The organism is Caballeronia sordidicola (genome assembly GCF_002220365.1).
Taxonomy (GTDB): domain Bacteria; phylum Pseudomonadota; class Gammaproteobacteria; order Burkholderiales; family Burkholderiaceae; genus Caballeronia; species Caballeronia sordidicola_C.
In genome coordinates, this window is the sequence record NZ_MTHB01000076.1 from 83,567 (window position 1) to 106,503 (window position 22,937).

Annotated in this window: 20 protein-coding genes; 13 read left to right on the top strand and 7 right to left on the bottom strand. The window is 62.6% G+C overall.

Annotation, left to right across the window (positions count from 1 at the left end; translation table 11 throughout):
• Nucleotides 1-26 precede the first annotated feature (26 nt).
• Nucleotides 27-1,904: a collagen-like triple helix repeat-containing protein gene (locus BSU04_RS12845; RefSeq protein WP_089160951.1), complete on the bottom strand. Its 1,878-nt coding sequence runs from the start codon at nt 1,902-1,904 to the stop codon at nt 27-29.
• An 846-nt stretch (nt 1,905-2,750) separates the two neighbouring features.
• Here BSU04_RS12845 and BSU04_RS12850 point away from each other — a divergent pair.
• The 13 genes from BSU04_RS12850 to BSU04_RS12910 all read left to right on the top strand — a co-directional run bounded on the left by BSU04_RS12850 (nt 2,751) and on the right by BSU04_RS12910 (nt 16,494).
• Nucleotides 2,751-2,921 (top strand): Flp family type IVb pilin, encoded by a 171-nt coding sequence (locus BSU04_RS12850; protein ID WP_089160952.1) that lies wholly within the window; start codon nt 2,751-2,753, stop codon nt 2,919-2,921.
• 213 nt (nt 2,922-3,134) lie between these two features.
• Entirely contained in the window at nt 3,135-3,704 is a 570-nt protein-coding gene (locus BSU04_RS12855; RefSeq protein WP_089160953.1) for an A24 family peptidase, read from the top strand.
• 113 nt (nt 3,705-3,817) lie between these two features.
• Nucleotides 3,818-4,237, top strand: a complete 420-nt coding sequence (locus BSU04_RS12860) for a TadE/TadG family type IV pilus assembly protein (RefSeq protein WP_256982640.1) — start codon at nt 3,818-3,820, stop codon at nt 4,235-4,237.
• A 33-nt stretch (nt 4,238-4,270) separates the two neighbouring features.
• A complete protein-coding gene (gene cpaB / locus BSU04_RS12865; RefSeq protein WP_089160979.1) occupies nt 4,271-5,236 on the top strand; it encodes a Flp pilus assembly protein CpaB in 966 nt (321 codons plus the stop codon).
• Nucleotides 5,237-5,359: 123 nt separating this feature from the next.
• Nucleotides 5,360-6,883 carry a type II and III secretion system protein family protein gene (locus tag BSU04_RS12870; RefSeq protein ID WP_089160955.1) on the top strand — a complete coding sequence of 508 codons (1,524 nt, stop codon included), beginning with the start codon at nt 5,360-5,362 and terminating at the stop codon, nt 6,881-6,883.
• A 129-nt stretch (nt 6,884-7,012) separates the two neighbouring features.
• Complete coding sequence (locus BSU04_RS12875) at nt 7,013-8,416, top strand: fimbrial protein (RefSeq protein ID WP_144021215.1); 1,404 nt, start codon at nt 7,013-7,015, stop codon at nt 8,414-8,416.
• Nucleotides 8,417-8,419: 3 nt separating this feature from the next.
• Complete coding sequence (locus BSU04_RS12880) at nt 8,420-9,808, top strand: CpaF family protein (protein WP_089160957.1); 1,389 nt, start codon at nt 8,420-8,422, stop codon at nt 9,806-9,808.
• Nucleotides 9,801-10,805 carry a type II secretion system F family protein gene (locus BSU04_RS12885; protein WP_089160958.1) on the top strand — a complete coding sequence of 335 codons (1,005 nt, stop codon included), beginning with the start codon at nt 9,801-9,803 and terminating at the stop codon, nt 10,803-10,805. The genes BSU04_RS12880 and BSU04_RS12885 overlap by 8 nt, the downstream gene beginning before the upstream one ends.
• A 2-nt stretch (nt 10,806-10,807) precedes the next feature.
• On the top strand, nt 10,808-11,818 hold the full coding sequence (locus BSU04_RS12890; protein WP_089160959.1) for a type II secretion system F family protein: 1,011 nt from the start codon (nt 10,808-10,810) through the stop codon (nt 11,816-11,818).
• Nucleotides 11,819-11,847: 29 nt separating this feature from the next.
• Complete coding sequence (locus tag BSU04_RS12895) at nt 11,848-12,759, top strand: pilus assembly protein (RefSeq protein ID WP_373452826.1); 912 nt, start codon at nt 11,848-11,850, stop codon at nt 12,757-12,759.
• A gap of 11 nt (nt 12,760-12,770) precedes the next feature.
• Nucleotides 12,771-13,199 (top strand): DUF3613 domain-containing protein, encoded by a 429-nt coding sequence (locus tag BSU04_RS12900; RefSeq protein WP_256982619.1) that lies wholly within the window; start codon nt 12,771-12,773, stop codon nt 13,197-13,199.
• 1 nt (nt 13,200) lies between these two features.
• A complete protein-coding gene (locus BSU04_RS12905; RefSeq protein WP_089160961.1) occupies nt 13,201-14,958 on the top strand; it encodes a TadG family pilus assembly protein in 1,758 nt (585 codons plus the stop codon).
• Between the two features lie 144 nt (nt 14,959-15,102).
• Nucleotides 15,103-16,494, top strand: coding sequence for a sigma 54-interacting transcriptional regulator (locus tag BSU04_RS12910; protein WP_089160962.1), 1,392 nt, complete (start codon nt 15,103-15,105; stop codon nt 16,492-16,494).
• A gap of 69 nt (nt 16,495-16,563) precedes the next feature.
• Here BSU04_RS12910 and surE read toward each other — a convergent pair whose 3' ends face one another.
• The 6 genes from surE to BSU04_RS12940 form a co-directional block, all read right to left on the bottom strand.
• Nucleotides 16,564-17,367 carry a 5'/3'-nucleotidase SurE gene (gene surE, locus BSU04_RS12915; RefSeq protein ID WP_256982621.1) on the bottom strand — a complete coding sequence of 268 codons (804 nt, stop codon included), beginning with the start codon at nt 17,365-17,367 and terminating at the stop codon, nt 16,564-16,566.
• Between the two features lie 124 nt (nt 17,368-17,491).
• A complete protein-coding gene (locus tag BSU04_RS12920) occupies nt 17,492-17,731 on the bottom strand; it encodes a hypothetical protein (protein ID WP_089160964.1) in 240 nt (79 codons plus the stop codon).
• Nucleotides 17,732-17,927: 196 nt separating this feature from the next.
• The gene (locus BSU04_RS12925; RefSeq protein ID WP_256982623.1) at nt 17,928-18,923 is read right to left on the bottom strand and encodes a DUF1571 domain-containing protein; all 996 of its coding nucleotides are present in this window, start codon (nt 18,921-18,923) and stop codon (nt 17,928-17,930) included.
• A gap of 180 nt (nt 18,924-19,103) precedes the next feature.
• Nucleotides 19,104-20,417 carry an acetyl-CoA C-acetyltransferase gene (locus BSU04_RS12930; protein WP_089160965.1) on the bottom strand — a complete coding sequence of 438 codons (1,314 nt, stop codon included), beginning with the start codon at nt 20,415-20,417 and terminating at the stop codon, nt 19,104-19,106.
• Between the two features lie 133 nt (nt 20,418-20,550).
• The gene (locus BSU04_RS12935) at nt 20,551-21,468 is read right to left on the bottom strand and encodes a MaoC family dehydratase (protein ID WP_256982624.1); all 918 of its coding nucleotides are present in this window, start codon (nt 21,466-21,468) and stop codon (nt 20,551-20,553) included.
• 2 nt (nt 21,469-21,470) lie between these two features.
• Nucleotides 21,471-22,901, bottom strand: a complete 1,431-nt coding sequence (locus BSU04_RS12940) for a 3-oxoacyl-ACP reductase (RefSeq protein WP_089160966.1) — start codon at nt 22,899-22,901, stop codon at nt 21,471-21,473.
• Nucleotides 22,902-22,937: the final 36 nt, after the last annotated feature.

Genomic DNA, 22,937 nt, shown 5'->3' on the forward strand with positions numbered 1-22,937 from the left:
GCGGCAGCTGTTTATATCGCCTCGTATTACTTGTTATGCGCACCGAGCAGGCCGCCCAGCAGCGAGGTCACGCCGCCCAGCGGGTTGCCCGGCGAGCTGCTGCCCGCGCCGCTGCCTGTGGTGCTCGAGAGGCCCACCCCGACACCTACGCCGGTGGTGGTCGTCGTTGCACCGCTCGACGGCGATTTCGTCGTCGTGGTCCCCGCGCCTACGCCTGCACCTACGCCCGCTCCGGTGACCGACGCGAGCAGCCCGCCAACCGGGTTTGCTGCGCCCGTACCCGTGCCTGATGCAGCGCCCGTCAAGGCGCCTGTCAGGCCACCCGCAAGCCCGGTGACCGATGCCAGCGGACTGCCCGCCGATCCTGCCGAGCCGCCTGATGTCGCGTTGGTCAGCGCACCTGTGGTGGCGCCTACTACGCTGGCTACCGGTGTCGTCACGCCGGTGGCGACCGCGCCTACGGTGTTCGTCAAGTTACCTAGCAGGCTTGTGAGAGGAGCAGTTGGGCCTGCGCCGGGTGTTGCACCCGCGCCGCCCACAACCCCGGTCAAGCCGCTAACCAAGCCCGTGACCGGAGCCAGCGCACCGCCTGCGCCGCCCGTGCCGCCCGTGCCGCCAATGCCGGTCAAACCACCCGTCAAGCCACTCACCAGGCCCGTGACGGGAGCCAGAGGACCGCTCGATCCGCCTGCCCCACCCGTGCCGCCCGTCAGGCCGGAGAGAATGCCTGTGACCGGCGAGAGGGGATTGGTCCCTGGTGTGCCGTTCACAAGACCGCCGGCTGACGCGAGCGTGCTTCCCGTAGCGGATACAACGCCGCCAAGACCGGTTGCGAGCGGATTGTTGCCCGTCGATGCCACCGTGCCGCCTGTCGACTTCAATACGCCGCCAAGCATGGCGAGCAGGTTGTCGGCGGGTGCTCCGAGGCCGGTTGCAGAACCGACAGTTTGCGTGAGCGAGCCGGCCAGCGCGGTGATCGGCGTGATCGCCGTGCTGACCTGCTGCGTGATCTGGCTGACTGCGCCGGTAGAAAGTGTTGTGCCGAGCGCACCGCCGGCTTGCGTGACGGTGTTGCCGAGGGTGTCTACCACGCTGCCCAACGGCGTTGTCACAGGGGCAAGCGGGGAGAGCGCGCCGCTGCCGACACTGGTCACGAGATTGCCGGCGCTGCTGACAGCCGCACCCGCCTGCTGAACCACGTTGCCGGTGCTGGCGAGCGTCGTGCCCACGGGGTTAGCGCTCGAACCAATTTGGCCGAGCCCTTGCGAGACGCCGTTACCGAGGGCATCGACTGCGTCGCCGAGATGCGAGACGACACCGCCTGCCGCCTGTGTCGTGCCGGTGCTGACGCCGGGAATGTTCGCGTTGCCGACTATCGTGCCTACGCCCGTCACTGCATTGCCCGCTGCCGATACGACGTTGCCGGCTCCGCCGGCTACAGCGGCAACCGGGGTCGTGACCGACGTGCCACCTCCAGTTCCGCCTCCAGTTCCCCCGCCAGTTCCCCCGCCAGTTCCCCCGCCAGTACCTCCTCCAGTACCTCCGCCAGTACCTCCGCCAGTACCTCCGCCTGTTCCGTCACCCGTGCCGCCGCCAGCAACGACCGTCCCTGCGCCAGAACCTGCACCCGTGCCGGAGCCGCTGCCGTCGGTGCCGCCGCCCAAGCCTGTTCCGCCGCCGGCCGTGGTGCTCCCGCCGCCGCTGCCGTCACCGGCGCCGCCCGTTGCGCTACCTGTACCGCCGCCAGTGCCGCCGACGGTCGGTATTGCTCCGGATCCCGAACTGCCTAATTGTTTGCTGGTTGACCCTGAGCCGCCGCAGGCACCAAGGGTCAGCATGGTCGCGATAGCCGCAGTAAGAAAGGTGACGCGCAATGCGCCGCTTTGGATGTGGATGGTCTTCATAACGCCCTCGGATGGTATTTAGTTTTTTGCTTTTAGAACTGCCATCGTCTTATTGCAGGACGCGTGCCATTTGAATCGGGAAGGGCAAACTGCATGGTCTACCCAACGGGTTAACCAGACGGTATAAGGCCTGGCATGACTTTGCCGGTTGTCTGAACGACTGGAGAAAACGCAGCGACGCCGCGCGGAGGTATCACGTAACGTAACGTGCGGCTTGAGTCGTTACGCCCTAAGCCGTAACGCGTTACGTGTCTGGCTACGCACTCAACGCTTAATACGCGAGTGGTGACTCAAGATCACACCGCTTCTCTCTCACGCGCGTTGCAAGGTATTCATTCGACGGTAGTGCGAACGGTGCCAATATGACGCCGTCATTGAGCCGGCCAAATAATGCTCATGAACTAGAGGGTACGCACTAGATAAAAATCCATAAAGTTAATGAGAGAGCTTCCGTTAACTAGATAGTTAGCCGTCACATCGTTTGGTTAATTCGACAAAAATTGACAGGCGCTGGTAAGTGTTTGAGTACAAACCGTTGTTGGGGCACAAACCTTACCGATCAAGGGTAACAACCGATGAAATTATTGCGTGTTACCCGTTGATTTCGAGATAGCGTTCGGCTATAAATCGTTTCAGGGATGCATCATTTAACATCCTGACTGATGGAGGCACCATCGACGATACATCTGGAACCTGAGAGAAGCGGCAAATGAAATCGCGCGCAACGACGCGCATGCAGGCATGCGGAGCCACGCCCGCGGGGATGAGAGAACCCGCTGGCGGCGACCCAGAAAAATGCCGGATCATTTGCCACATGGCCATTAAAAATATCCGAGGGAAAGCATCATGTCTAAATTCATCAAGGGCTTCGTCAACGACGAACGCGGCATCACTGCCATTGAATACGCGATTATTGCCGGCCTTATTTCGGTCGCACTCATTGCGACTGTAGGGTCGCTCACGACGGCGCTGCAAACCGCGTTCACGGCCATCGCGACCACGCTTGGCAAAACCTGAAGTTTCGCCCCGGCTGGCGTGAAGTGTCGCCCTTTCTCACATGGCAGCTTGTGCCTATAACGGTATTTTCGCCGTTATAGCTGGATAACAGCATGTCGCGTTCTTTCGCGCAGGCAACCAGCGGTTAGCAGGAGTGACACTTATGCTCTTCAATCGACTGCTTCAAAGAGCGGCCGAAAGGATCGGCATGCCTGGCTGAAGCGAGTTCATATCATGATTAACGCCGCGTTATTCATTAGCTGGGCACTCGCGGTCGTTTTATTCGATTGCCTATTGCGCCGCATACCCAACTGGCTCGTTATTGCGGGACTGGCGGTGGCTTGCGTGCTGGTGGCAAGCGGCCATTCGCCGTTTCACATCGACCTGTCCGATGCTGCGCTCGGTCTCACAGTCGGGGTGCTAGCGCTCTTGCCGTTCTATCTGATTGGCCTGATGGGCGCCGCCGACGTCAAGGTGTTCGCCACGCTCGGTGCATGGTGCGGTTTTCACGCGCTCCCCGCGCTGTGGATCGTAGCCAGCATTGCGGCTGGCATTCATGCGCTGTATTTGTTGGCGTCGGCGGTGATCGCAGGGAGGCGCATGAGCGCTGAAAGTTCATCGGAATCCTCATCAGATACAAATGGATACAAGAACGGTCCTCACGATGTCATCGCGATAGGCGCTGAACGACCCTCCCGGTACACCTTTATTGTCGGAGGCCGGCGCGCAACACCGTATGCCGCGTTGCTCGCCGTGTCCGCAATCGCAAGCCTGACGCTGCGCGTCTTCGAGGCCGCCAGATGACCCGACTCAATTCCGCGCGTCCCGTCTCGCCCGAAGCCTGCCGGCGCGATCACGCCCATTCCCTCGCACATACCAAGCCGATCAACGCTCGGCGCCGGGCGCAGCGCGGAACCATGGCGGTGGAATTCGCCATTGTGTTTCCGCTTTTCTTTCTCGTGTTCTACGCGATCGTCACCTACAGCATGGTCTTCGTCGCGCAGCAATCGCTCACGCTGGCTGCATCGGAGGGGGCACGTGCGGCGCTGCGCTACCAGCCAGGTGCAACCAGCGCAGCCAGCGCGCTTGCGCTGCGCGCGAGCGCGGCTTGCGCCACGGCGACGGGTCTCGTGAACTGGCTCGCGGGTAGCGCTCCGTGCACCGCGACGTATGCGGGCTGCAGCTTCGACGCCACGATGCAATGCGTGAGCGTCGCCCTCAACTACAACTACGCAAGCCGGCCGCTGGTGCCTCCTCTGCCTTTGATCGGGTTGCCGGTGCCAGCAAGTCTCACTGCAAGTGCGATGGTGCAACTGAACCCGGAGAACCTGTTTTAAGCGTTGTTCACGCTTGAAACGATCAAGACGATCATGGCCAACATTACCCGCATCCTTGCTGTTTCCCTGATCGTACTCGCCGTGCTGCTCGGGATTTTCGCGTGGTCGCTCTCGCGTCGTCCTGCGGCGCCGGTACCGCAAATCGTGCAGGGTCAGGCAAGTTTTCCGGTGGTCGTGGCGGCGCGTGATCTGCCTGCCGGCAAGTCAATCGACGCGGATGCACTGACCTTGCGGATGGCGCCATCGCGTGGTGCCGGCGAGTTTGCCGATGCCACGGGGCTTGTCGGGCGCGTGCCGCTCGTCGCGATTACCGCCAATACGCCGCTCTCCGAGGCCAATCTCACCACCGGACTTGCCGATGCCATCGCGCCCGGCGAACGGGCTATCGCGGTGCGGGTCGACGAGGGTAACGCGGTGGGCAACCGGGTGCGGCCTGGCAACTTCGTCGACGTGTTCTTCATGCTCAAGCGCGACATGTCCGCCGGCCCGGGCACGGATGCGGAAGTAGGCGCGACGCAAGCGCGGCTGTTGTTATCGAGGGTCCGTGTACTCAGTTTCGGTGACGCGACCCTTCCGGGCACATCGGACGCAGCGGACGCACCGGCGAACGCGGCCAATACCCCGCGCAGTGCGGGTGCGCGAACGGCGGTGCTGGCCGTGCGCACTGCGGATATCGACGCACTCACGCTCGCGGAGGGTGCGGGGCGCCTCGTGCTGGCGCTGCGCAATCCCGCCGATACAGACACAGCCGAGCCGCTTGCCATGGCGCCACTGCTTGCATCGATAAGGATGTCGAACGATGGTGCATCGCGTGCGGCGGCGGGTCTGTCGCTGGAGGCGCTGGCGGGTGCCCAAGCAGCGCGGCCGGCGCGCCCGTCCGCCATGCCGCCGTTGCCTGCCATGCCGTACCTGCCTGCGGCCCGCGCGCCGCGTGTCCAGGCGGTGTCGAATGATCTCGAGTTGATTCGCGGTGCCCGTAGGGAAAAGGTGGCGTACTGAAAGTGATGTCCGTGCCGTAAACAAATGTAGAAGGACCAGTAGCAGCAGCCAGCATCAAAGGAAAGTTCGGGGCCACGCCGCCGTATGGCGACAGCGCAGTACGCAGTCAAACTATAAAAAATCATGAAAGCCAAGGGTTTTTATCGAGGACGCAGCGTCTCTGGCGCGCGTCGGTTATTGCTCGCCGCGCTGGTATGTACATGTGCGACGGTTCCGCTCGCCGGTGCGAAGGCTGCCAGGCCTGCGGCAGGCGCGAGCGACCCCGCGGCGTCGCGGGTCATCGACATCGTCGCCGGTACCCAGAAGCAGATCGAGATGGGACGCACGCTGCAGCGCGTCGCCGTGGGTGACCCCGGAGTTGCGGACGTGCTTTGGCTCAAGGGCAGCGGCGGCGCAAACGGCGGCTTGTTGCTGGTCGGGAAAAGTGCGGGACGCACGGAGATGATGATCTGGGAGCGCGCTCAGAGCGCGCCGCGGACCTACACGATCAACGTCACCACGCAAGCCGCCCGTGAACTGCTCGGCAACGATACTCCCGCGGTGAACGTGCTTGGCCGCACAGCGGTGGTCACGGGGTCTGCTGCAAGCATGGAGTCCCATCAGCGCGCATTGGCTGTAGCGAGGGAGTCGGTGGCGAGAAACGCAGGTTCGTCCAATGCGTCGTCAGCATCGGCCGGCAAGGATTCGGCAGGGCAAAGCGGAAACTCAGCCGATTCGTCAGCAACTGGGAGCGGCAATGGGGCGGGTGCGAAGGACGGCGATGTCCTCGATGCATCGACCATAGCAACCAGTCCCGTTGTCCAGGTCGATGTGAAGGTGGTCGAGTTCAGCAAGTCCGTGCTGAAGGAAGCGGGCTTCAATCTGTTCAAGCAGAACAACGCGTTTGCGTTCGGCACCTTCGCGCCTTCATCGCTGACATCGTATACAGGCGGCGCGACCACGAATTTACAGGTCGGTTCTGCGTCGCCCATCAGCAGCGCCTTCAACCTGATCGTGAACTTGGGTTCTCGCGGTATCTTCGCGAACCTCAGTCTGCTTGAATCAAACAACCTGGCACGCGTGCTGGCCGAACCGACGCTCGTCGCGTTGTCGGGACAGAGCGCGAGTTTCCTCGCCGGCGGCGAGATTCCGGTACCCGTGCCGCAGTCGCTCGGCACGATCAGCATTGTCTACAAGCCCTACGGTATCGGGCTGACGGTCACACCAACGGTGCTCGGAGCGAACCGGATCGCGCTGAAAGTCGCACCGGAAGCAAGCCAGCTCGACTTCCAGCACGCGCTGACAATCAACGGCATCTCGGTCCCGGCGATCACTACGCGGCGGGCGGACACGACGGTCGAACTCGGTGATGGCGAAAGTTTCGTGATTGGCGGGTTGATCGATCGCGAGACCTCGTCGAACGTCGACAAGGTGCCAATGCTCGGTGATTTGCCGGTCATCGGCGCGTTCTTCAAGACCCTGCAGTACTCGCAAAACGATCGCGAGCTGGTGATCATCGTGACGCCGCACCTGGTCTCGCCGATTGCGAAGGGTGCGGTGCTTCCAGCCACCCCTGGCGAGCAATCCGAGCGGCGCGACGGACCTGTGTGGCGCTCGTTCATTGGTGGTTTTGCATCGCGTGAAGCGGTGCCGGGATTCTCGAAATGATGGGCGTCCGGTCTGACAAAGAGGGCGATAGGCAAGTGGTGAAGACGCGTGCAAGTCCATCCGGGACGACGGGTGCGGCGAAGTGTACTGGCAGCGTTGCCCGCGCTGATGTGGCAGGAGAAAGCGACGATGAACGCAAGAGTTCTATCTTTGACTGACGTGCAAGCGCGCGCTCCGGGCGTCCGGTTCCTGTGCGTCTGCTCGGATGCGGGACGGCGGGCCTGGCTCGAGCGCGCGCTGGGCACGCTGGGCGCGCTCGAACACGTGCCGTTCGACGCTGTTGCGTTGATGCCGAAGATATCGACACTGGGTGCCACGATGGTGTTCATCGATTTCGCCCGTGCACCGCTTGAAGCGCCCGAAGCCAGCATTGCAAGCGCAACCGCCATGGCAACCGCGGTGCACGATGCATTCCCGGGCTTGGCCATCGTTGCACTCGGTTCCCTGCAGCAGTCGGCCAGCGCGATTGCGGCATTGCGCGCCGGCGTACGCGATTTTATCGATGTCGAAGGCGAACCCGAAGAAGCACTTCGTATTGCGAAGCAATTGATTGAACAGGCTAGCCAGTCCGCGAAGACGGAGCACATCGCGAACCGCCACGGCCATATTACGGTGCTGCTAGGTGCGCGCGTCGGCATGGGTGTGAGCACGCTGGCGGCCAACCTGGCGGTGAGGTTACAGAAACGTGGCGCGGCGGCATTGAAGAGCTTCGCGCTGCTCGACCTGGGCATCCCCGCGGCAGACAGTTCAGTGCTGCTCGACACACAAAGCGAATTCAATTTCGTCGATGCCGTGCGCAACCTGCGCCGCTTCGACCAGACCTTCGTTCATACGGCCTTCGGGCGCCATCCCAGCGGCCTGGCGGTGACCACATTGCCACCGGATCTCACGGCGATGCGCGAGGTGTCGTACGCGTCGGCGGTAAATCTGGTGAACCGGCTGCGGACTTTCTTCGATCACCAGATCGTCGATCTCGGTGGTTTTACGAACCTCGAATTCGTCGCGCAGATGGTGCGCGCCGCGGACAACGTGTGGCTGGTCTGCGATCCGAACGTGGCGTCAGTCGTCTCCGCCATGGAGTTGCTGGAAGGCATGCGTGTCTACGATGTCGACGCACGCTTGCCCAAGGACCGCGAGGCCGCCGATGCGCCGCAGAAGCTGCATCTGGTCGTGAACAAGTTCGACCCGACGCTGCAATTTGGCGCGGAGCAAATCGCGGAGCGGCTTGGGCTACCGTTGCTCGCGATACTGCCTGCACGCGCACAGGCGCTGGGACGCGCGGTCAACCAGGGGCGCCTGCTGGCGGATATCGCTGAGCGCGATGCTTATGTGCGCGCGTTGGACCCGCTGGTCGCGCGGCTCGGCGGTCATAAGATGACGGGGGCCGACAGCGTCGCGTCCACATCCGCGCCGTTGCCGGACGGCATGGACGCGGATGCACTGAACCATAACAAGGCGGATTCCGCCGACGCGCCGAGCGGCTCAAGGCAATTCCTCAAGCGGCTCTTTCCCACTTTCACCAAGCGGTCATAGACGATGGCAAAAGACATCGAGTTCGCCGACGACGCCACTTCGTTCGCGCATACGCAGCAGTTTCAGGACATCAAGAACGCGGCGCATGAACATCTGCTCACGCGGATTGAAGAGCTGGGCGCGGAGTTCGGACGCTGGTCGCGCCAGGCGATCCAGCAGTTCGTTGACCTGGAGATCGACGGCTTCGTCAGGATGCGGCGCATTCCGCTGAACGAGAGCGAAGTGCGGCTGGTTGCGGAGGCCCTGACGAAAGAGTTGGCGGGCTTCGGGCCGATCGAGGATCTGCTCGCGGATACCGCCGTGGAGGACATCCTCATCAACGGCTTCGACGACGTCTATGTCTCGCGTCACGGCATGCTGGTGAAGATCCCTGTGCGCTTCGCGGACAACGCGCATTTGCTGCGAATTGTCCGGCGGATTCTCGCTCCGATCGGACGCCGGCTGGACGAATCCAATCCGATGGTCGATGCTCGCTTGCCCGACGGGGGCCGGGTGAACGTGGTGATAGAACCGCTGTCGCTCGACGGACCGGTGGTATCGATACGAAAGTTCCGTCGCGACCCCCTGCGCCCCGACGACCTGCTCGCGAACGGGACCTTCGATCAGGAGATTTGCGGGCTGCTCGACGCGGCGGTTGCTGCGCGCTGCAACGTGCTGGTGTCGGGCGGGACGAGTTCGGGCAAGACCTCGTTGCTCAATGCGCTCGCGTTTTTTATTCCGAAGCACGAGCGCGTGGTGACGATAGAAGACACCGCCGAACTCTCACTCAATCATCCACACGTGGTGCGGCTGGAAAGCCGTCCGGGTGGTTTTGACGGCGCGGGTGTGGTGTCCATTCGCGACCTCTTGCGCAATACGCTGCGGATGCGTCCGGACAGGATCATCGTGGGTGAGGTACGCGGCGGCGAAGTGCTGGAAATGCTGCAGGCCATGAACACCGGCCACGACGGTTCGATGGGCACTGTCCACGCGAGTTCGGCACGCGAATGTCTTTACCGGCTCGAGATGCTGGCGGGGTTTGCAGGCTTCCAGGGCACGGAGTCGAGCTTGCGGCGGCAGATTGCGAACGCCATCGACTTCATTGTGCAGATCGGGCGTTTGTCCAATGGGCGGCGGCGGATTTTGTCGATCACGGAAGTGACGGGGCTGTCGGACAACATTGTCGCGACGCAGGAGTTGTACCGGTACGAGCCGATCATGGAAGGCGGCGAGGAGCAGGACAACTGGATCTCGCTCGGCATTCATCCGAGCTCGCCGAAGCTTGCCAAGTATCGCCAGTCCCTTGGCAACGACAGGGGCGCGGACAGCTTCAACGACGGCTTCAACGACGGCTTCGGACGAGGCGGCGGTGGCGGCGGTTTCGGGCGCTCCGGGGGAGGCTTCAATGTCTAGCGGTATCGGTCTCGTCCTGGTCGTGGCGCTGCTGTGCGCGGCTGGCGGGCTGCTGCTGTGGCAGCGCGCGCAGGAGAACCGCGAACGCGCGCTGACAGACCGTTTTGTCGACCGGCGCGTGGCGTCAGTGCAGGGTGCGACATCGGGAAAGGCGCCCGCCCAGAACAGCCAGCGCACGCGTTCTGCCGCTCCCTCCGCTTTGCCGCCGAATGCCATGCAGCGCGGCGTTCGCGAGAATATGCGACACCTGCAGGCGCGCATGGCTTATGGCTTGGGCAATCTGATGAGCCGCGCGGGCATTTCCAGTGCGCGCACCTTTTTGTTGGGCACCGGTGCAGTGATCCTGCCGGGAGCGTGCTGGGTCGGCGTACGTACGCATTGGATGGTTGCGCTGTGTTTCGTCGTCGTTGGGGTGTTCTGCGCGTTTGCATTTCTCTCATGGCGCGCACAAAAACGCTATCAGCGCATCTCGCGCCAGTTGCCCGTATTCCTCGACGGCATCGTGCGGCTCATCACTATTGGCAACAGTGTGCCCGCCGCGTTCCAGGCCGCGCTGACAACCAGCGACGCGCCATTGCGCGACTGCCTCGACCGGGTCTCGCGGATGTTGCGCTCGGGCATCGAAATTGATGTGGCGCTCAAGCACGCGGCCTCGGTGTATCGCGTGCGCGAGCTGGAACTGGTCGGGTCGGTGCTGCGCATCTCGGTGAAATACGGCGGCCGCTCCGACGTGATGCTCGAGCGCATGGCCACCCTGATGCGCGATCTCGAACAGGCCGAGCGCGAACTGATTGCGCTGTCCACCGAGACGCGTTTGTCCGCCTGGGTGCTCGGGCTGTTGCCAGCGCTGCTGGGCGGCTTCGTGATGATCTCCAACCCGTCGTACTTCCAGGCGATGTGGTCCGATGCATTTGGCCAGCGCCTCGTGTACGTGGCGTTGGGGCTGCAAGTTCTCGGCGCTTTCCTGCTTTACCGCATGGCGCGCCTGAAGGATTGATCATGACCGCTCACACCGTGTTCGCCCTTGCCCTGCTCGTCGCTGCGCTGGGCTGTGCTTTGTTGGGCGTGCTCGCATTCACGGGCCTCGCGCGCATGCAGCGCAGCGCGCGCACGCTCGACCACGCGCTCGATCAACGCGCGGCCAGCTCGGCGGCACGTGCGATTGCATCGGGCAAGCAGACGCGCCAGACAATGGACGCGCGGGATGCGGCAGACGCGGGGCGCGGGCGGCCCAAAGGCGGCCCCCTGTCGCGCTTGGCCGATGTGCTCAGCCGTGTGGCGGTGGGTTGGCTGGACACGCCGTTCGGTGCAATCGTGGTTGCGCCTGAAGACCGGCGATTGCTGGATCGATGCGGTTTCCTCGATGCCAACGCGCGCGCGCGTTTCTTCGCGGCGCGGATTGGCTGCGCCGCGCTGCTGCTACTGCTTGCGCTGGCCTGGTTCAACGGGGAGCCCCGGCTCGCCGTGTGGATGATCGCTGGGCTCGCTCTCGGGTTCATGTTGCCGAAGTGGTTCGTGCGGCGCCGCGCGAAAGCGCGTCAACGCGCGGTAGCGAGCGAGTTACCGATGTTCGTCGACTTGCTGCGTTTGCTGCAAGGCGTCGGCCTGTCTCTCGATCAAACCCTGCAAGTGATGATCAACGACTTCGCGACTGTGCTGCCGGTGTTCTCGCAGGAACTGGCGCTGGCGCACCGGCAGTTCACCACCGGACGTACGCGTGAGCAGTCGCTGAGCCGGCTCGCGACGAGCTATGAAAGCGACGACCTGAATGCCGTGATGCGGCTGGTGGTCCAGGTCGACAAACACGGTGGCGCGGTACAGGAACCGCTGCGCCAGTTCGGCGACCGGTTGCGCGAGTCGCGCCGCGCGACGTTGCGTGAACGGACCGGCGCATTGACTGTGAAGATGACCGGCGTGATGGTCGTGACCTTGCTGCCCGCGCTGTTGATCATGACAGCCGGTCCGGGATTTGTCGCCGTGTTCCATTCGCTGTCCACGATGCATAGATAGACGTTGAAGAGACGTTCAAGAGAGTCGCCATGAAATTGATCGCAATCGAGAACCGCTTGTGCACTGTCGTCCTGATGCTTGCCTGTTCCGTTTTCGCAGGCCTGGGCGGCTGCGCGTCGAAGATGGAAAGTGGTTATGGGGTCGGCATACAGGCGGAGCGCGAAGCCGCGCTTCAGCAATCGCAGCAGAAGCAGGACGCGCCCGATACACCCGGCATGTATCTCGCTCTGATCGACCGGATGCAGTCGCAGGGGTTGTTCTATGCATCGCTTGCGCATATTGACGCGTACGAAAAGCAGTACGGTCCGACCCCGGATACCACGCTCCTGCGTGCCGACGCCTTGCGCCAGACTGGCCAGGCTCAAGGCAGCGCCCATGCCTACACGAAATTGCTGAACACGCCGCTGGCGGCGCGGGGGTATCGCGGTCTCGGTTTGCTGGCTGGAGCGGCAGGGCAATTTGATAAGGCTTCCGAAGCGTTAGATACCGCCACGCGCCTGCAGCCAACCGACGCTCTCACACTATCGGATCTGGGTTACGCGCGCTTGCGTCTGGGCGATGTGGCGGGCGCTCGGGTACCGCTGATGAAAGCCGCGGAGTTGGCGCAGGACAATCCGAAGATTCTCAGCAACGTCGCGCTGTTCCTGCTAGCCGACGGTCAGGCCGCCGCGGCGCAGGGGCTGATCGCCCAGCAGAAATTTTCGCCGGAAGTGCAGCAGGCGATTCGTGCGGATGCGCAGCGCATTGCGGCGGCTTCGACACAAGCTACGCACGCACGGGCGGCCGAGGTCGCAGCGGCGGCAACCGAGCACGCGCGCGTTCCTATGGCCCGCGCGCCGGAGACGGTCGATTCTTTGCTCAACGCGCAATTGCCGCTGACCCAGACGATCGATCCATCCGGCGCGATGTCGGGAAAACAACCGCAACTGGTCGCACGGTGAGGGGAAGAACCATGAATGAATATCGGACGAGGCGAGGGTCGTGCAGGATGATCGCCCTGACTGCGGGATCGGTCGCCAGGGTGTGCTCGGTGGCGATTACCACCAGCGCGGCGGCGCAGACGCAGACACCGTTGACGTCGCAGGAATCGTCGGCAGCGGTAGAGATTCAGCAGCAGGCACACGCACAGGCACAACCGGCGGTTCCGGTAAAAACCGTTGCTGTGACCCATCATGCGACGCTGATTGGCGATGCCACACTATCCATGCTCGAGTTACAGCGAAGCGGCCAGTTGGCGGCACCGGCACAGCCGATGCTGGGTGCGGAAGCGAGTGCTGCGTACGCGCGTTACCTGAAGTCCTTCGACCATCCGATTCCGGAACATCTGGATTCGTCGGTGGGCACGGTCGGCGGCGCGATAGGCGGCGCAACGTCGAACTGATATGAAACGCTTTCCGACATCGCCTGGCAGACAGACACCGCGCGGCCCCAAACGGCAGCGCGGCGTGGCGAGCATGTTGGCGGCTTTCTGGCTGCTGGTGGCGGTCGTGGCACTAGGTGCTATCGATGTAGGTAGTGTGTTTTATCAACGACGCGTCTTGCAGAGCGTGGCGGACATGGCGGCGAACGCGGGCGCGCAGGTGGTCGACAACGCCTGCTCGCGCGCCCCGACTACCGCGCTCGGCAGCGCGGGCGCGAATGGCTTTAACGCGTCGGCGTCAGGCAACTCGATTACCACGACCTGCGGGCGCTGGGACCCGACGCTTTATGCGGGGCCGAACTACTATGCAGCGAACGCTACGCCCAGCAACGCAGTGCAGGTGACCGTGTCGAAGCAAGTGCCTTATTTCTTCCTGGGAGCAGGGCAGCTAGTCAGTGCAACCGGGCTCGCGCAAGCCGTCAACGTGGGGGCATTCACGATCGGCACGACGACGGCAAACGTTGATCCGACGGTCATTACAGGTCTGCTGAACGCCTTGCTCGGGACGAATATCAACACGGCGCAGATATCGGCGTTAGGTTACGCGGGGCTGGCGCAATCGCGTATCAAGATCGGGGACCTTGTGACGGCAGCGGGTGTGGGCACAGTGAGCCAATTGCTCGCGATGAACGTAACCGCGGCGCAATTCGTCAATCTCATGGTCACCGCGTTGCAGAATACCCGGGTTGCCAATGCGAATCTGTCCCTCGCACTTGGTGCGCTGCAGGCTTTCGCGAGCGCGAATATTCCCAGCTCGCAGACCTTTCCCATAGGCGCGGTGAATGGCGCAACGGGCCTGCTGCAAGTCAGCCTCGCCGATACGCAGTCCGCGCTCACTGCAACCATCAGCCCGCTGGACGCGTTGTTCGTCGCGGCCGACATCGCACAGGCGGGGAAGTCTGCTGTAAATGTGTCGACGGGTCTGAACCTTGGAGTGGCGACGGCGACATTGCAGGTCCAAGTTATCCAGCCTCCGGTGCTGGCGATAGGCGAGGCCGGGCAGACGCCGGCAGGCGCGTGGCGCACGAGTGCCACGACAGCACAGGTGCGGGCGTTTCTCAAGGTGACGCTCGGAGGGTTGCCGGGGCTGCAGTTGGGGCTGTTGGGGCTTCTTTCGCCACCGATAGTGATCTTGCCAATCAACGTCTATGTGGGAACCGGCACTGCGTGGCTTGTTTCCACGCAGTGCCTCTCGACTCAGTCAGCAAGCAACTCGGTGGTGGGCGTTCAGACCGGCATCGCGAATGTCTGCATAGGCGAAACGCCGACCAACCTATCGGCGACGGCCCCTTACAGTTGCTCGCCGGCGAAGCTTGTCAATGTGGCAAACATTGTCACGATCACGATGGCCACATCGCTTCCCGCCGTCGTCAAAAGTGCCTCTTCTCTGACTTTTGATGGCATTGTTGGTAATACTGATGATTATCAGACGACGAACTCGAACCAGGTGGGTGGCGTGTTGTACAACGCGACGTCGAGTTTCGCTACGCAGCTGTCCGCGGGGAACGGGCTGACCTTGAACGTACTCGGGGCATCGCTTCCCATTAGCTCGCCCGTTGGCCAGGCGCTACTGAGTTTCGTCCTGCCTCTCCTGACTCCTGTATTTAATGCACTGGACACGGTCCTTATGCCTGTTCTGCAACTGCTCGGTGCACAGATCGGGGTGAGCACCGTGCATGACCTGTCGCTGGCATGTGGCCAGTCACAGCTTCAATATTGATTGCATGACTGAACCGAAGGCCAACCGGCGCCGTTAACAATGTAACGAATGCACGTAACGCACCTAACGCACGTAACGAACGCAACCAATAAACACACGCAACCGGCTGCCAAGCCAACAGATGCAACCCATGAGACTCGATCAATGAGACCAGCGACAAAAATCGATGACCTCGACATATACGTGTGGGAAGGCAAGGCCGATATCGTCGAGCAGGTGGTGCGCTGCATGTCGAGTTTCGAAGTCGATGTGATCCGCGCCGACGGCATGTCGATAGCCGCGGGCCAGGATGCGCAACGCCAGGCAATCGCGATCGTGAGTGTGAGCGTGATAGACACGGGCGCCTTCGCGTTGCGCGATTGGGAAGCGCATCGCGGCATGCCGGTGATCTGGGTGGGTGCGGCGCCGCGTGAGCGCGACACCAGCGTTTTCCCCACTGATTATTCGCACATCCTGCCGCTCGATTTCACCGGCGCCGAGTTGCGCCGGATGGTGGCGAAGCTTGCGCAGCAACTGCGTGCGCATGGGGAGCAAGCGCAGGAATCGAGCGCCCTGATCGCGAATGCGGAGTGCATGCAGGCATTGCTGCACGAAGTGCAGACCTTCGCTGATTGCGATACCAGTGTGCTCGTGCATGGCGAAACCGGTGTGGGCAAGGAACGTATTGCGCAGATGCTGCACGAGCAACACAAGCGTTTTTCCGAGGGGCCGTTCGTGCCGGTCAACTGCGGCGCGATTCCTGATGGCTTGTTCGAATCGCTGTTCTTCGGTCACGCGAAAGGCTCGTTCACCGGCGCCGTGATCGCGCACAAAGGCTACTTCGAGCAGGCCGACGGCGGCACGCTGTTTCTCGATGAAATCGGCGATATGCCGCTCTATCAGCAGGTCAAGTTATTGCGCGTGCTGGAGGACAGTGCGGTCACGCGGATTGGTTCGCCCACGCCGGTCAAGGTGGATTTCCGGCTGGTCGCGGCGACTCACAAGAGCCTGCCGCAACTGGTGAAGGACGGTGAATTCCGCGCGGATCTTTACTATCGGCTGGCGGTGATCGAGTTGAAAATTCCGTCGCTGGAGGAACGCGGGGCGATTGACAAGATTGCGTTGTTCAAGTCGTTCATCGCGCAGGTGGTGGGGCAGGAAAAGCTCGCGACCTTACCCGAGTTGCCGTACTGGCTGGCCGATGCTGTCGCTGACAGTTATTTCCCCGGCAACGTCCGCGAGTTGCGCAATCTGGCGGAGCGCATAGGCGTGACCGTGCGGCAAGTAGGATCGTGGGACACCGCTCGGTTGCAGCGGCTGCTCGCGCTTGCCCGCACCTCGCAGCCAGTCCCGCCTGAGCTGAGCGCCGAAGTGCTGGTTGATCGCAGCAAGTGGGACATGAACGAGCGTAACCGTGTGCTGGCCGCGTTGGAAGCGAACGGCTGGCGGCGCCAGGACACGGCGAGTCACCTGGGCATTAGCCGCAAGGTGCTGTGGGAAAAAATGCGCAAGTTCCAGATCTTCGACGAAGAGCCTGAAACGCGCGTCGTGGGTTGAGACGTTGTAGGCGGCAGTGTTGAATCCAACGCGCCCAATGCTTTCGCCGCTGTCCGCTTGGTCTGACTTCTACGCCAGTGCCTTCGTCAACACAGCGAATGTGCGTTCGTCGGTGCGTTCGAATTGCAGCGGTGTCACCGACACGCGTCCCGATGCGACCACCGATGTCTCGCTGTCGGCCGCGTTCTCACGCGGTCCGCGCTGAAAACGCAGCCAGTGATATTGCAGGCCACGCGGATCGGTTTGCGGCAGGACGTCTATACCTTCCACCAGTCCCACACCCTGGCGAGTCGGGGTGAGCGGGCCTGCCAGCGCGGCGTCTATATCCGGAAAATTCACGTTGAAGCAGGTCGGCGCATCATGCTCGATGGCAAGCAGTGAGCGGATCACACCGGGCGCGAGTGCGCGCGCGGTATCCCAGCGCACGTTGTCGCGGTCACTGAAGGTCTGGCTCAATGCAATGGATGGCAAGCCGAGCAGCAAGCCCGTCATGGCCGCGCCGACCGTGCCGGAAAACATGGTTTCCACACCCAGGTTGCCGCCGCGGTTGATGCCCGACAGCACTAGCGTGGGCGGGGCGTCCTGCATCAGATGCCGCACGGCCATCACCACGCAATCACCCGGGGTGCCAAGCACGCCGAAGCGGCGCTTGCCATGTTCGCTCACGCGCAGCGGCGAATGCAGGCTGATGGAATGCGACGTGCCGCTTTGGTCGTGCTCCGGGGCGACGATCCACACTTCGTCCGCGAGTTCGTTGGCCACCGCTTCGAGGACGGCAAGCCCGGGCGCGTCGATACCATCGTCGTTGGTCAGCAGAACGCGTGCAAGTCTGGGCCGGGGACCAGGCATTGAAGCGGGTAGTGCAGTTGGCATTGCAAATCTCCTGTCGATTGAAGGAAAGCGTCACTCAATCGATTATTCCAGAGATCGCGATGCGGGGTGGAGCGTGAACCGGCAGCGTGAACGGGTCTGTTCGTGAATAGCGGCCTGGCCGGATTTACTTGATACCGAGCCCACGCAGCACGGCATTGCCGTCGTCGGTCAGGCGGAACTTGGACTCGCCCGGGGTCGGGGTCACCATCTCCACGTAGCCGTATTCGCTCAGCGAGGCAACGTCGGGGGGCGCGGCCATCACGTCGATCGGCGCGTGCAGCAGCAACAGCAGCGTGGCGATTTCATGGTGGCTGAGTAATCGTTTGATGGCCCGCACAGGAGCCGATGCGTTGCGGAGGTTCATGACGAACTCCTTTCGTTAATGCTTTGTCTTTGTGTCGTGCAGCGCGTCGATCGCACCCTACAGCGGCGCGTGAAGTTTCGATAAAGTTGGGCAAGGGTATCGATCAACTCTTAGGCGAAACTTAAAACAGACCAAATGCCACGCGTGCGCCTGCTATGGAGACGATTGGCGAGGCTAAAAATTGTGATTGATGAGATTAAAAATTGTAAGCGGGGTTCCTGGGGTTGAACGCGGCGTCGTCGAATGTCTTGGGCGCGATGTTCTGGAACACGATGCTTTCAAAGATCTTGCCGTCGTTGTCGAAGGATTCTGCCGTCCGGAAATACGGCCGCCTCAGGTCCAGTCCAAGAATTTCTTTCTTTGCATAGAACGCGGGCTGTCCAGAAGGGGTTTCGTAAGTGAAGGTGACCACGCGGGCGCCATCGATCGTTTTTACTTCGATGTCGTTGGCGCGCGTGACCCCTGCGTCGGCGAATTTCTTGCCTTCGGCCAGGAACTGCTGGGTGATGTATTCGGTACCAAGATCGCGGACAGAATGCCGGGATTGCGAGCGCGCGAGCGTGCCGTTGAGTGACGTCCAAAGCGCAAACACCTTTAGTACTCCGCCCAGATGGCCGTACATTTCGTTGGGGCGCGCGGTTTCGTCGTAGAGAATCTCCTGGCCCGCGTGTGCGCCGTCCGGCAGCCATTTTGCGTAGACCCGCAGCGGATCGCGCGTCACACGCACCAGCATGTGATCCGCCTGATCCGGCCAGTTGCCGTGGATACGCTCACGCCGCAGCATGGTGAACTCATACGACGGATAACCATTCGGGCCGTTCTTCAGATAGCGTGGCAGCGCCAGCGGATCAAGCGATTTGAACAGCGACACGAGCGCCGCGTCGCTCATGTTGGCAAGCATGCCACTCAGTGCGGCGCGGCTCAGCCAGCGGACCTGGCCATCTAGCGGAAGTTTGCCGACCTGCGCCGCTGGCGTTTTCGGCGGTGTACTCGTGGCGCCTGCGGAGAGCGCCGGACCGGCCGCGGAGGTGGCGGCGGACGTTGGCAATGCGGCCGTGGCCGTGCTGGCCGCCTCCTGCGCGTTCACGGGTATGGAGATGGCTGACAGGGCGAGGGCAGCCAGCAGACTCGGGACCCAAGCACTTGCGCGGATCGGCATGCGGTTTGGGCGGCGCTGTCGTGCTCGATGCATGAAATTCTCCGTGGTCCATTCGTTCTGCTTTGGCTGCTTTGGCGTCGCGCAGTTCACGGCGAAAACCTTTCCTTGTCTTAGAACGGGTCGCCGCGGCCAGAAATTCCCAGGCGACGCGTTTTATCTTCAGATTCCTCAGATGGTCTCCAGCGACAAACCTGCGTGGCCTGCCAGCCGGCATCAACTTTCGAGAATGGCGACTACCCCCTGTCCGCCCGCCGCGCAGATGGAGATGAGCCCGCGGTATGTACGCGTGTCGCCGGGCGCCCGTGCCAGTATCGCCAGCATCTTGGCAAGGGTTCCCACGATCCGTCCTCCGGTCGCCGCGAACGGATGACCCGTTGCCAGCGATCCGCCATTGAGATTCATGCGGCTGCGCTCGATCGACCCGAACGGGCCGTCGAGGCCTAGCTTCGTGCGGCAGTATTCTTCGTCTTCCCACGCCGCGAGCGTGCACAGTACCTGCGCCGCGAATGCCTCATGGATCTCGTAGAAATCGAAGTCGCGAAGCTCAAGTCCCGCACGTTCGAGCAACCGTGGCACGGCGTAAGCGGGCGCCATCAGGAGGCCTTCTTTCTTGTCGAAGAAATCGACGGCTGCGGTTGCCGAGAGCGTGAGATAAGCGAGCACGGGCAAGTTTCGTGCGGCCGCCCATTCCTCCGATGCCAGCAACACCGCCGACGCGCCATCGGTGAGCGGTGTGGAATTGCCGGCCGTGAGCGTCCCGGCGTCGCGGTCGAAGACGGGTTTCAGCGCGGCGAGTCGCTCGGCCGTGAGATCCGGCCGCAGGATGTTGTCGTGTGAAAGGCCTTTGTACGGTGTCATCAGGTCGTTGAAAAAACCGCGCTCGTACGCTGCCGCCAGCTTTCGATGACTGTCGAGCGCAAGCTCGTCCTGCGCCTCACGCGATATTTTCCAGCGCTTGGCCATCAGCTCGCAATGTTCGCCCATTGAAAGGCCGGTACGAGGTTCGCTGTTACGCGGCAGCGCGGGTTTGATCAACATGGCGGGCCGCAGCTTCGCCAGCGCGCTCATGCGCTGTGCCGTGGACTTGCCGCGGTTCGCTTCGAGCAGGATCTTGCGCATCCGCTCGTTCACGCCAATAGGCGCGTCCGAGGTCGTATCCACTCCACCTGCAATGCCCACATCGATCTGCCCGAGCGCGATTTTGTTCGCGACCAGGATCGCGGTTTCAAGACCCGTTCCGCATGCCTGGCTCACGTCGTAGGCGGGCGTTTCCCGGGCGAGGGTGGTGGAGAGCAACGCCTCGCGAGTGAGATTGAAGTCGCGTGAATGCTTGATCACGGCCCCCGCCGCGACTTCGCCGAGTCGCAGGCCGTGCAGGTCGTATCGGTCAATAAGGCCTTGCAGGGCGAACGTCAGCATGTCCTGGTTCGATGCCGTCGAGTACGCCGTGTTGGAGCGGGCGAACGGAATCCGGTTGCTGCCGAGGATTGCCACGCGACGGACAGCGGGAAGGGCGCTCACAGTCATGATGAGGTCTCGTCGAGGGATACGGTGGGCGCTTCAACATCGGTTTCAGCCGGCATCGGTAGTTTAGGATGCCGTATGATTGTGTATAAGACGGCAACCAAATCGCAGCGTTCGTCCATGGCGCGGGCGCGAATCATGGCAATTCCCACTCGAAGCGGCCGCGCAGATGCAATCGCTCACCTGCCAGATCGCGCACTTCAAAGGCGCGTTCCGTCGCCGATGAAGCGGCGGTCCACAACGTGGTTTCAGCGGGCAGGAGAATGGGCGACTTGAAGTCGCCCTGCACATCAGCGGCACCCAGTTGCTTCGACGGTTGCAGCGCCGCGAGCGTGCGTCCGAGCGTCCACATGCCATGCGCGATGGCGCGCGGAAAGCCGAACGCTTTCGCCGAAAGGGCGTGCAGATGAATCGGGTTGAAGTCACCGGACGCTTTTGCATAATTGCGGCCGAGTTGTGCAGGAAGCTGCCAGCGTGCTTCACGGACCAGTGGGGGCGGCACGGTGTCGGCCTGAGCAACAGAAGCATGACCGCGACCCGCGACACCCCGCTTCAGATACACACTGTCCGCATCCCAGACCGCTTCACCGCCGCGATAGATACGAGTATGCAGCGTGAACGCCTGGCCCTTGTCGTGAGCCACCAGTGCGCCGCTTTCCACTTCAATGCGTAATGCCTGTCCCGAGTACAGCGTGCGCCGCAGGCGTACGCTGTTCGATACATGCACGAGACCCATCGCGGGCCATGGAAACACGGGATCGGTGAGCAGCATCAGATGCAGTGGGAACGCCATCACGTGAGGGAAGGTCACAGGCACGCCTTGCTCGGGGATAAAACCGCATACGCGCGCATAGCGGCCGATCTGTTCGGGATCCAGTGTCACGCTTGGGCGCACGAGGCGCAGCGGCGGTAGATCGGCCACTCCCTCCGCGCGCTTGAAAATACCCTGCAGCGCACGGCCATAGAGTTTCGCGGGTGGCGGCAGCGACTCCAGGATCACCGTGCGCATGCGTGGCGAGCCTGACGGCGAGTCTGACGGAAGCGGCATGCCCATGGTCATGCTCCGATCAGGCTTTGTCCGCACACGCGCACCACGTTGCCGGTTATGCCGGCGCAAGCGGGACTGGCGAGCCACGCGATCGTCTCTGCTACGTCCACGGGCTGGCCGCCCTGGCTCATCGAATTCATGCGTCGTCCGGCTTCGCGAAGTCCCAGCGGAATCCGGGCGGTCATCTGCGTTTCAATGAACCCGGGCGCCACCGCATTGATCGTGATGCCCCGTGCGCGCAGCGCTTCCACCATGCTTTGCACGCGACCGATCACGCCGGCCTTCGAGGTCGCGTAGTTGGTCTGGCCGAGATTGCCGGCAATGCCACTGATCGACGATACCGCTATGATCCGGCCGCCTGCATGCAGCACGTTCTGATCGAGCAGCAAGTCGTCTATGCGTTCCTGCGCCGAGAGATTTACATCGATTACGCTGTCCCACGCGGCTTCGGTCATCTTCGCGATCGTCTTGTCGCGCGTGATGCCGGCGTTGTGCACGACGATATCGATACCACCCATGGCCAGCAGCGCAGCCGCGATGGTCTCAGGCGCTTCGGGCGCGGCGATATCTGCGACGATAGCCGTGTGTGCCCCTTGCGACGGCCATGCATCTTCCAGCGCGAGCATGGTCTGGTCGAGCGCGTCTTGTGCTTGAGGGACATCCAGTCCGATCACGTGCGCGCCACGATCGGCGAGGACCTGCGCGATCGCCGCACCAATACCGCGTGCCGCGCCCGTCACGAGCGCACGTTTGCCCGCGAGCGGCTGGTTCCAGTCGGCGGGCTGCGTGACCGGTGTGGTGTCGATATGCACGACTTGCCCCGACACATACGCCGAGCGCGGCGAGAGCAGGAAACGCAGCGCCCCATCAATATCGGCGCCTGGCTCGACCTGAATCAGATTCGAAGAGATACCCCCGCGCGCTTCCTTGCCGAGCGAACGTGTCATGCCTTCCAGCGCCCGTTGCGCGGTCCATGCTCGCGGCGAGGTGCACGATTGGGGCTGCCGTCCGAGTACGACGATACGGCCGCTCTTCGCCACCGAGCGGATGGCATCGTGGAAGAAGCCGTAGAGCGCATGCAGTTGCGTGCTGTCGGTGATACCCGTGGCGTCGAAAATCAGCGCCTGCACCTGATCGTTCGGTGCCGCGCCGGGCGAGCGCGGTTCGAAGCGTCCGCTCATGGCGCCATGTCTTGCCGCGACCGGCAACCAGCCGAGTGCGCTTTCGTGAGCAACGCTCGTCATGCCGAGGCCAGTCAACAGAGCAAGCAGCGGCTCGAACAGCGTGGGCGACGGGCCCGCTCCGATCGCTGCTATACCATCGAATTCCGCGCGTCCTTGTGCGTGCCGCCGCAATACTTCCGGCTGAGGCAAGCCGATGGAGCGCGCGACGCTCGCGCCGAACGGGGAATTGACGAAGTCGAGATAGCGATCTTTCATGCCTGCCTGAATCCGGTTTAACGCTTGTGTGAAGGA

Bases quoted from the DNA above. Each gene is read 5' to 3' on its own strand.
- BSU04_RS12845 (WP_089160951.1), bottom strand. From the start codon at position 1,904: ATGAAGACCATCCACATCCAAAGCGGCGCATTGCGCGTCACCTTTCTT.
- BSU04_RS12850 (WP_089160952.1), top strand. From the start codon at position 2,751: ATGTCTAAATTCATCAAGGGCTTCGTCAACGACGAACGCGGCATCACT.
- BSU04_RS12855 (WP_089160953.1), top strand. From the start codon at position 3,135: ATGATTAACGCCGCGTTATTCATTAGCTGGGCACTCGCGGTCGTTTTA.
- BSU04_RS12860 (WP_256982640.1), top strand. From the start codon at position 3,818: ATGGCGGTGGAATTCGCCATTGTGTTTCCGCTTTTCTTTCTCGTGTTC.
- cpaB (WP_089160979.1), top strand. From the start codon at position 4,271: ATGGCCAACATTACCCGCATCCTTGCTGTTTCCCTGATCGTACTCGCC.
- BSU04_RS12870 (WP_089160955.1), top strand. From the start codon at position 5,360: ATGAAAGCCAAGGGTTTTTATCGAGGACGCAGCGTCTCTGGCGCGCGT.
- BSU04_RS12875 (WP_144021215.1), top strand. From the start codon at position 7,013: ATGAACGCAAGAGTTCTATCTTTGACTGACGTGCAAGCGCGCGCTCCG.
- BSU04_RS12880 (WP_089160957.1), top strand. From the start codon at position 8,420: ATGGCAAAAGACATCGAGTTCGCCGACGACGCCACTTCGTTCGCGCAT.
- BSU04_RS12885 (WP_089160958.1), top strand. From the start codon at position 9,801: ATGTCTAGCGGTATCGGTCTCGTCCTGGTCGTGGCGCTGCTGTGCGCG.
- BSU04_RS12890 (WP_089160959.1), top strand. From the start codon at position 10,808: ATGACCGCTCACACCGTGTTCGCCCTTGCCCTGCTCGTCGCTGCGCTG.
- BSU04_RS12895 (WP_373452826.1), top strand. From the start codon at position 11,848: ATGAAATTGATCGCAATCGAGAACCGCTTGTGCACTGTCGTCCTGATG.
- BSU04_RS12900 (WP_256982619.1), top strand. From the start codon at position 12,771: ATGAATGAATATCGGACGAGGCGAGGGTCGTGCAGGATGATCGCCCTG.
- BSU04_RS12905 (WP_089160961.1), top strand. From the start codon at position 13,201: ATGAAACGCTTTCCGACATCGCCTGGCAGACAGACACCGCGCGGCCCC.
- BSU04_RS12910 (WP_089160962.1), top strand. From the start codon at position 15,103: ATGAGACCAGCGACAAAAATCGATGACCTCGACATATACGTGTGGGAA.
- surE (WP_256982621.1), bottom strand. From the start codon at position 17,367: ATGCCAACTGCACTACCCGCTTCAATGCCTGGTCCCCGGCCCAGACTT.
- BSU04_RS12920 (WP_089160964.1), bottom strand. From the start codon at position 17,731: ATGAACCTCCGCAACGCATCGGCTCCTGTGCGGGCCATCAAACGATTA.
- BSU04_RS12925 (WP_256982623.1), bottom strand. From the start codon at position 18,923: ATGCATCGAGCACGACAGCGCCGCCCAAACCGCATGCCGATCCGCGCA.
- BSU04_RS12930 (WP_089160965.1), bottom strand. From the start codon at position 20,417: ATGACTGTGAGCGCCCTTCCCGCTGTCCGTCGCGTGGCAATCCTCGGC.
- BSU04_RS12935 (WP_256982624.1), bottom strand. From the start codon at position 21,468: ATGGGCATGCCGCTTCCGTCAGACTCGCCGTCAGGCTCGCCACGCATG.
- BSU04_RS12940 (WP_089160966.1), bottom strand. From the start codon at position 22,901: ATGAAAGATCGCTATCTCGACTTCGTCAATTCCCCGTTCGGCGCGAGC.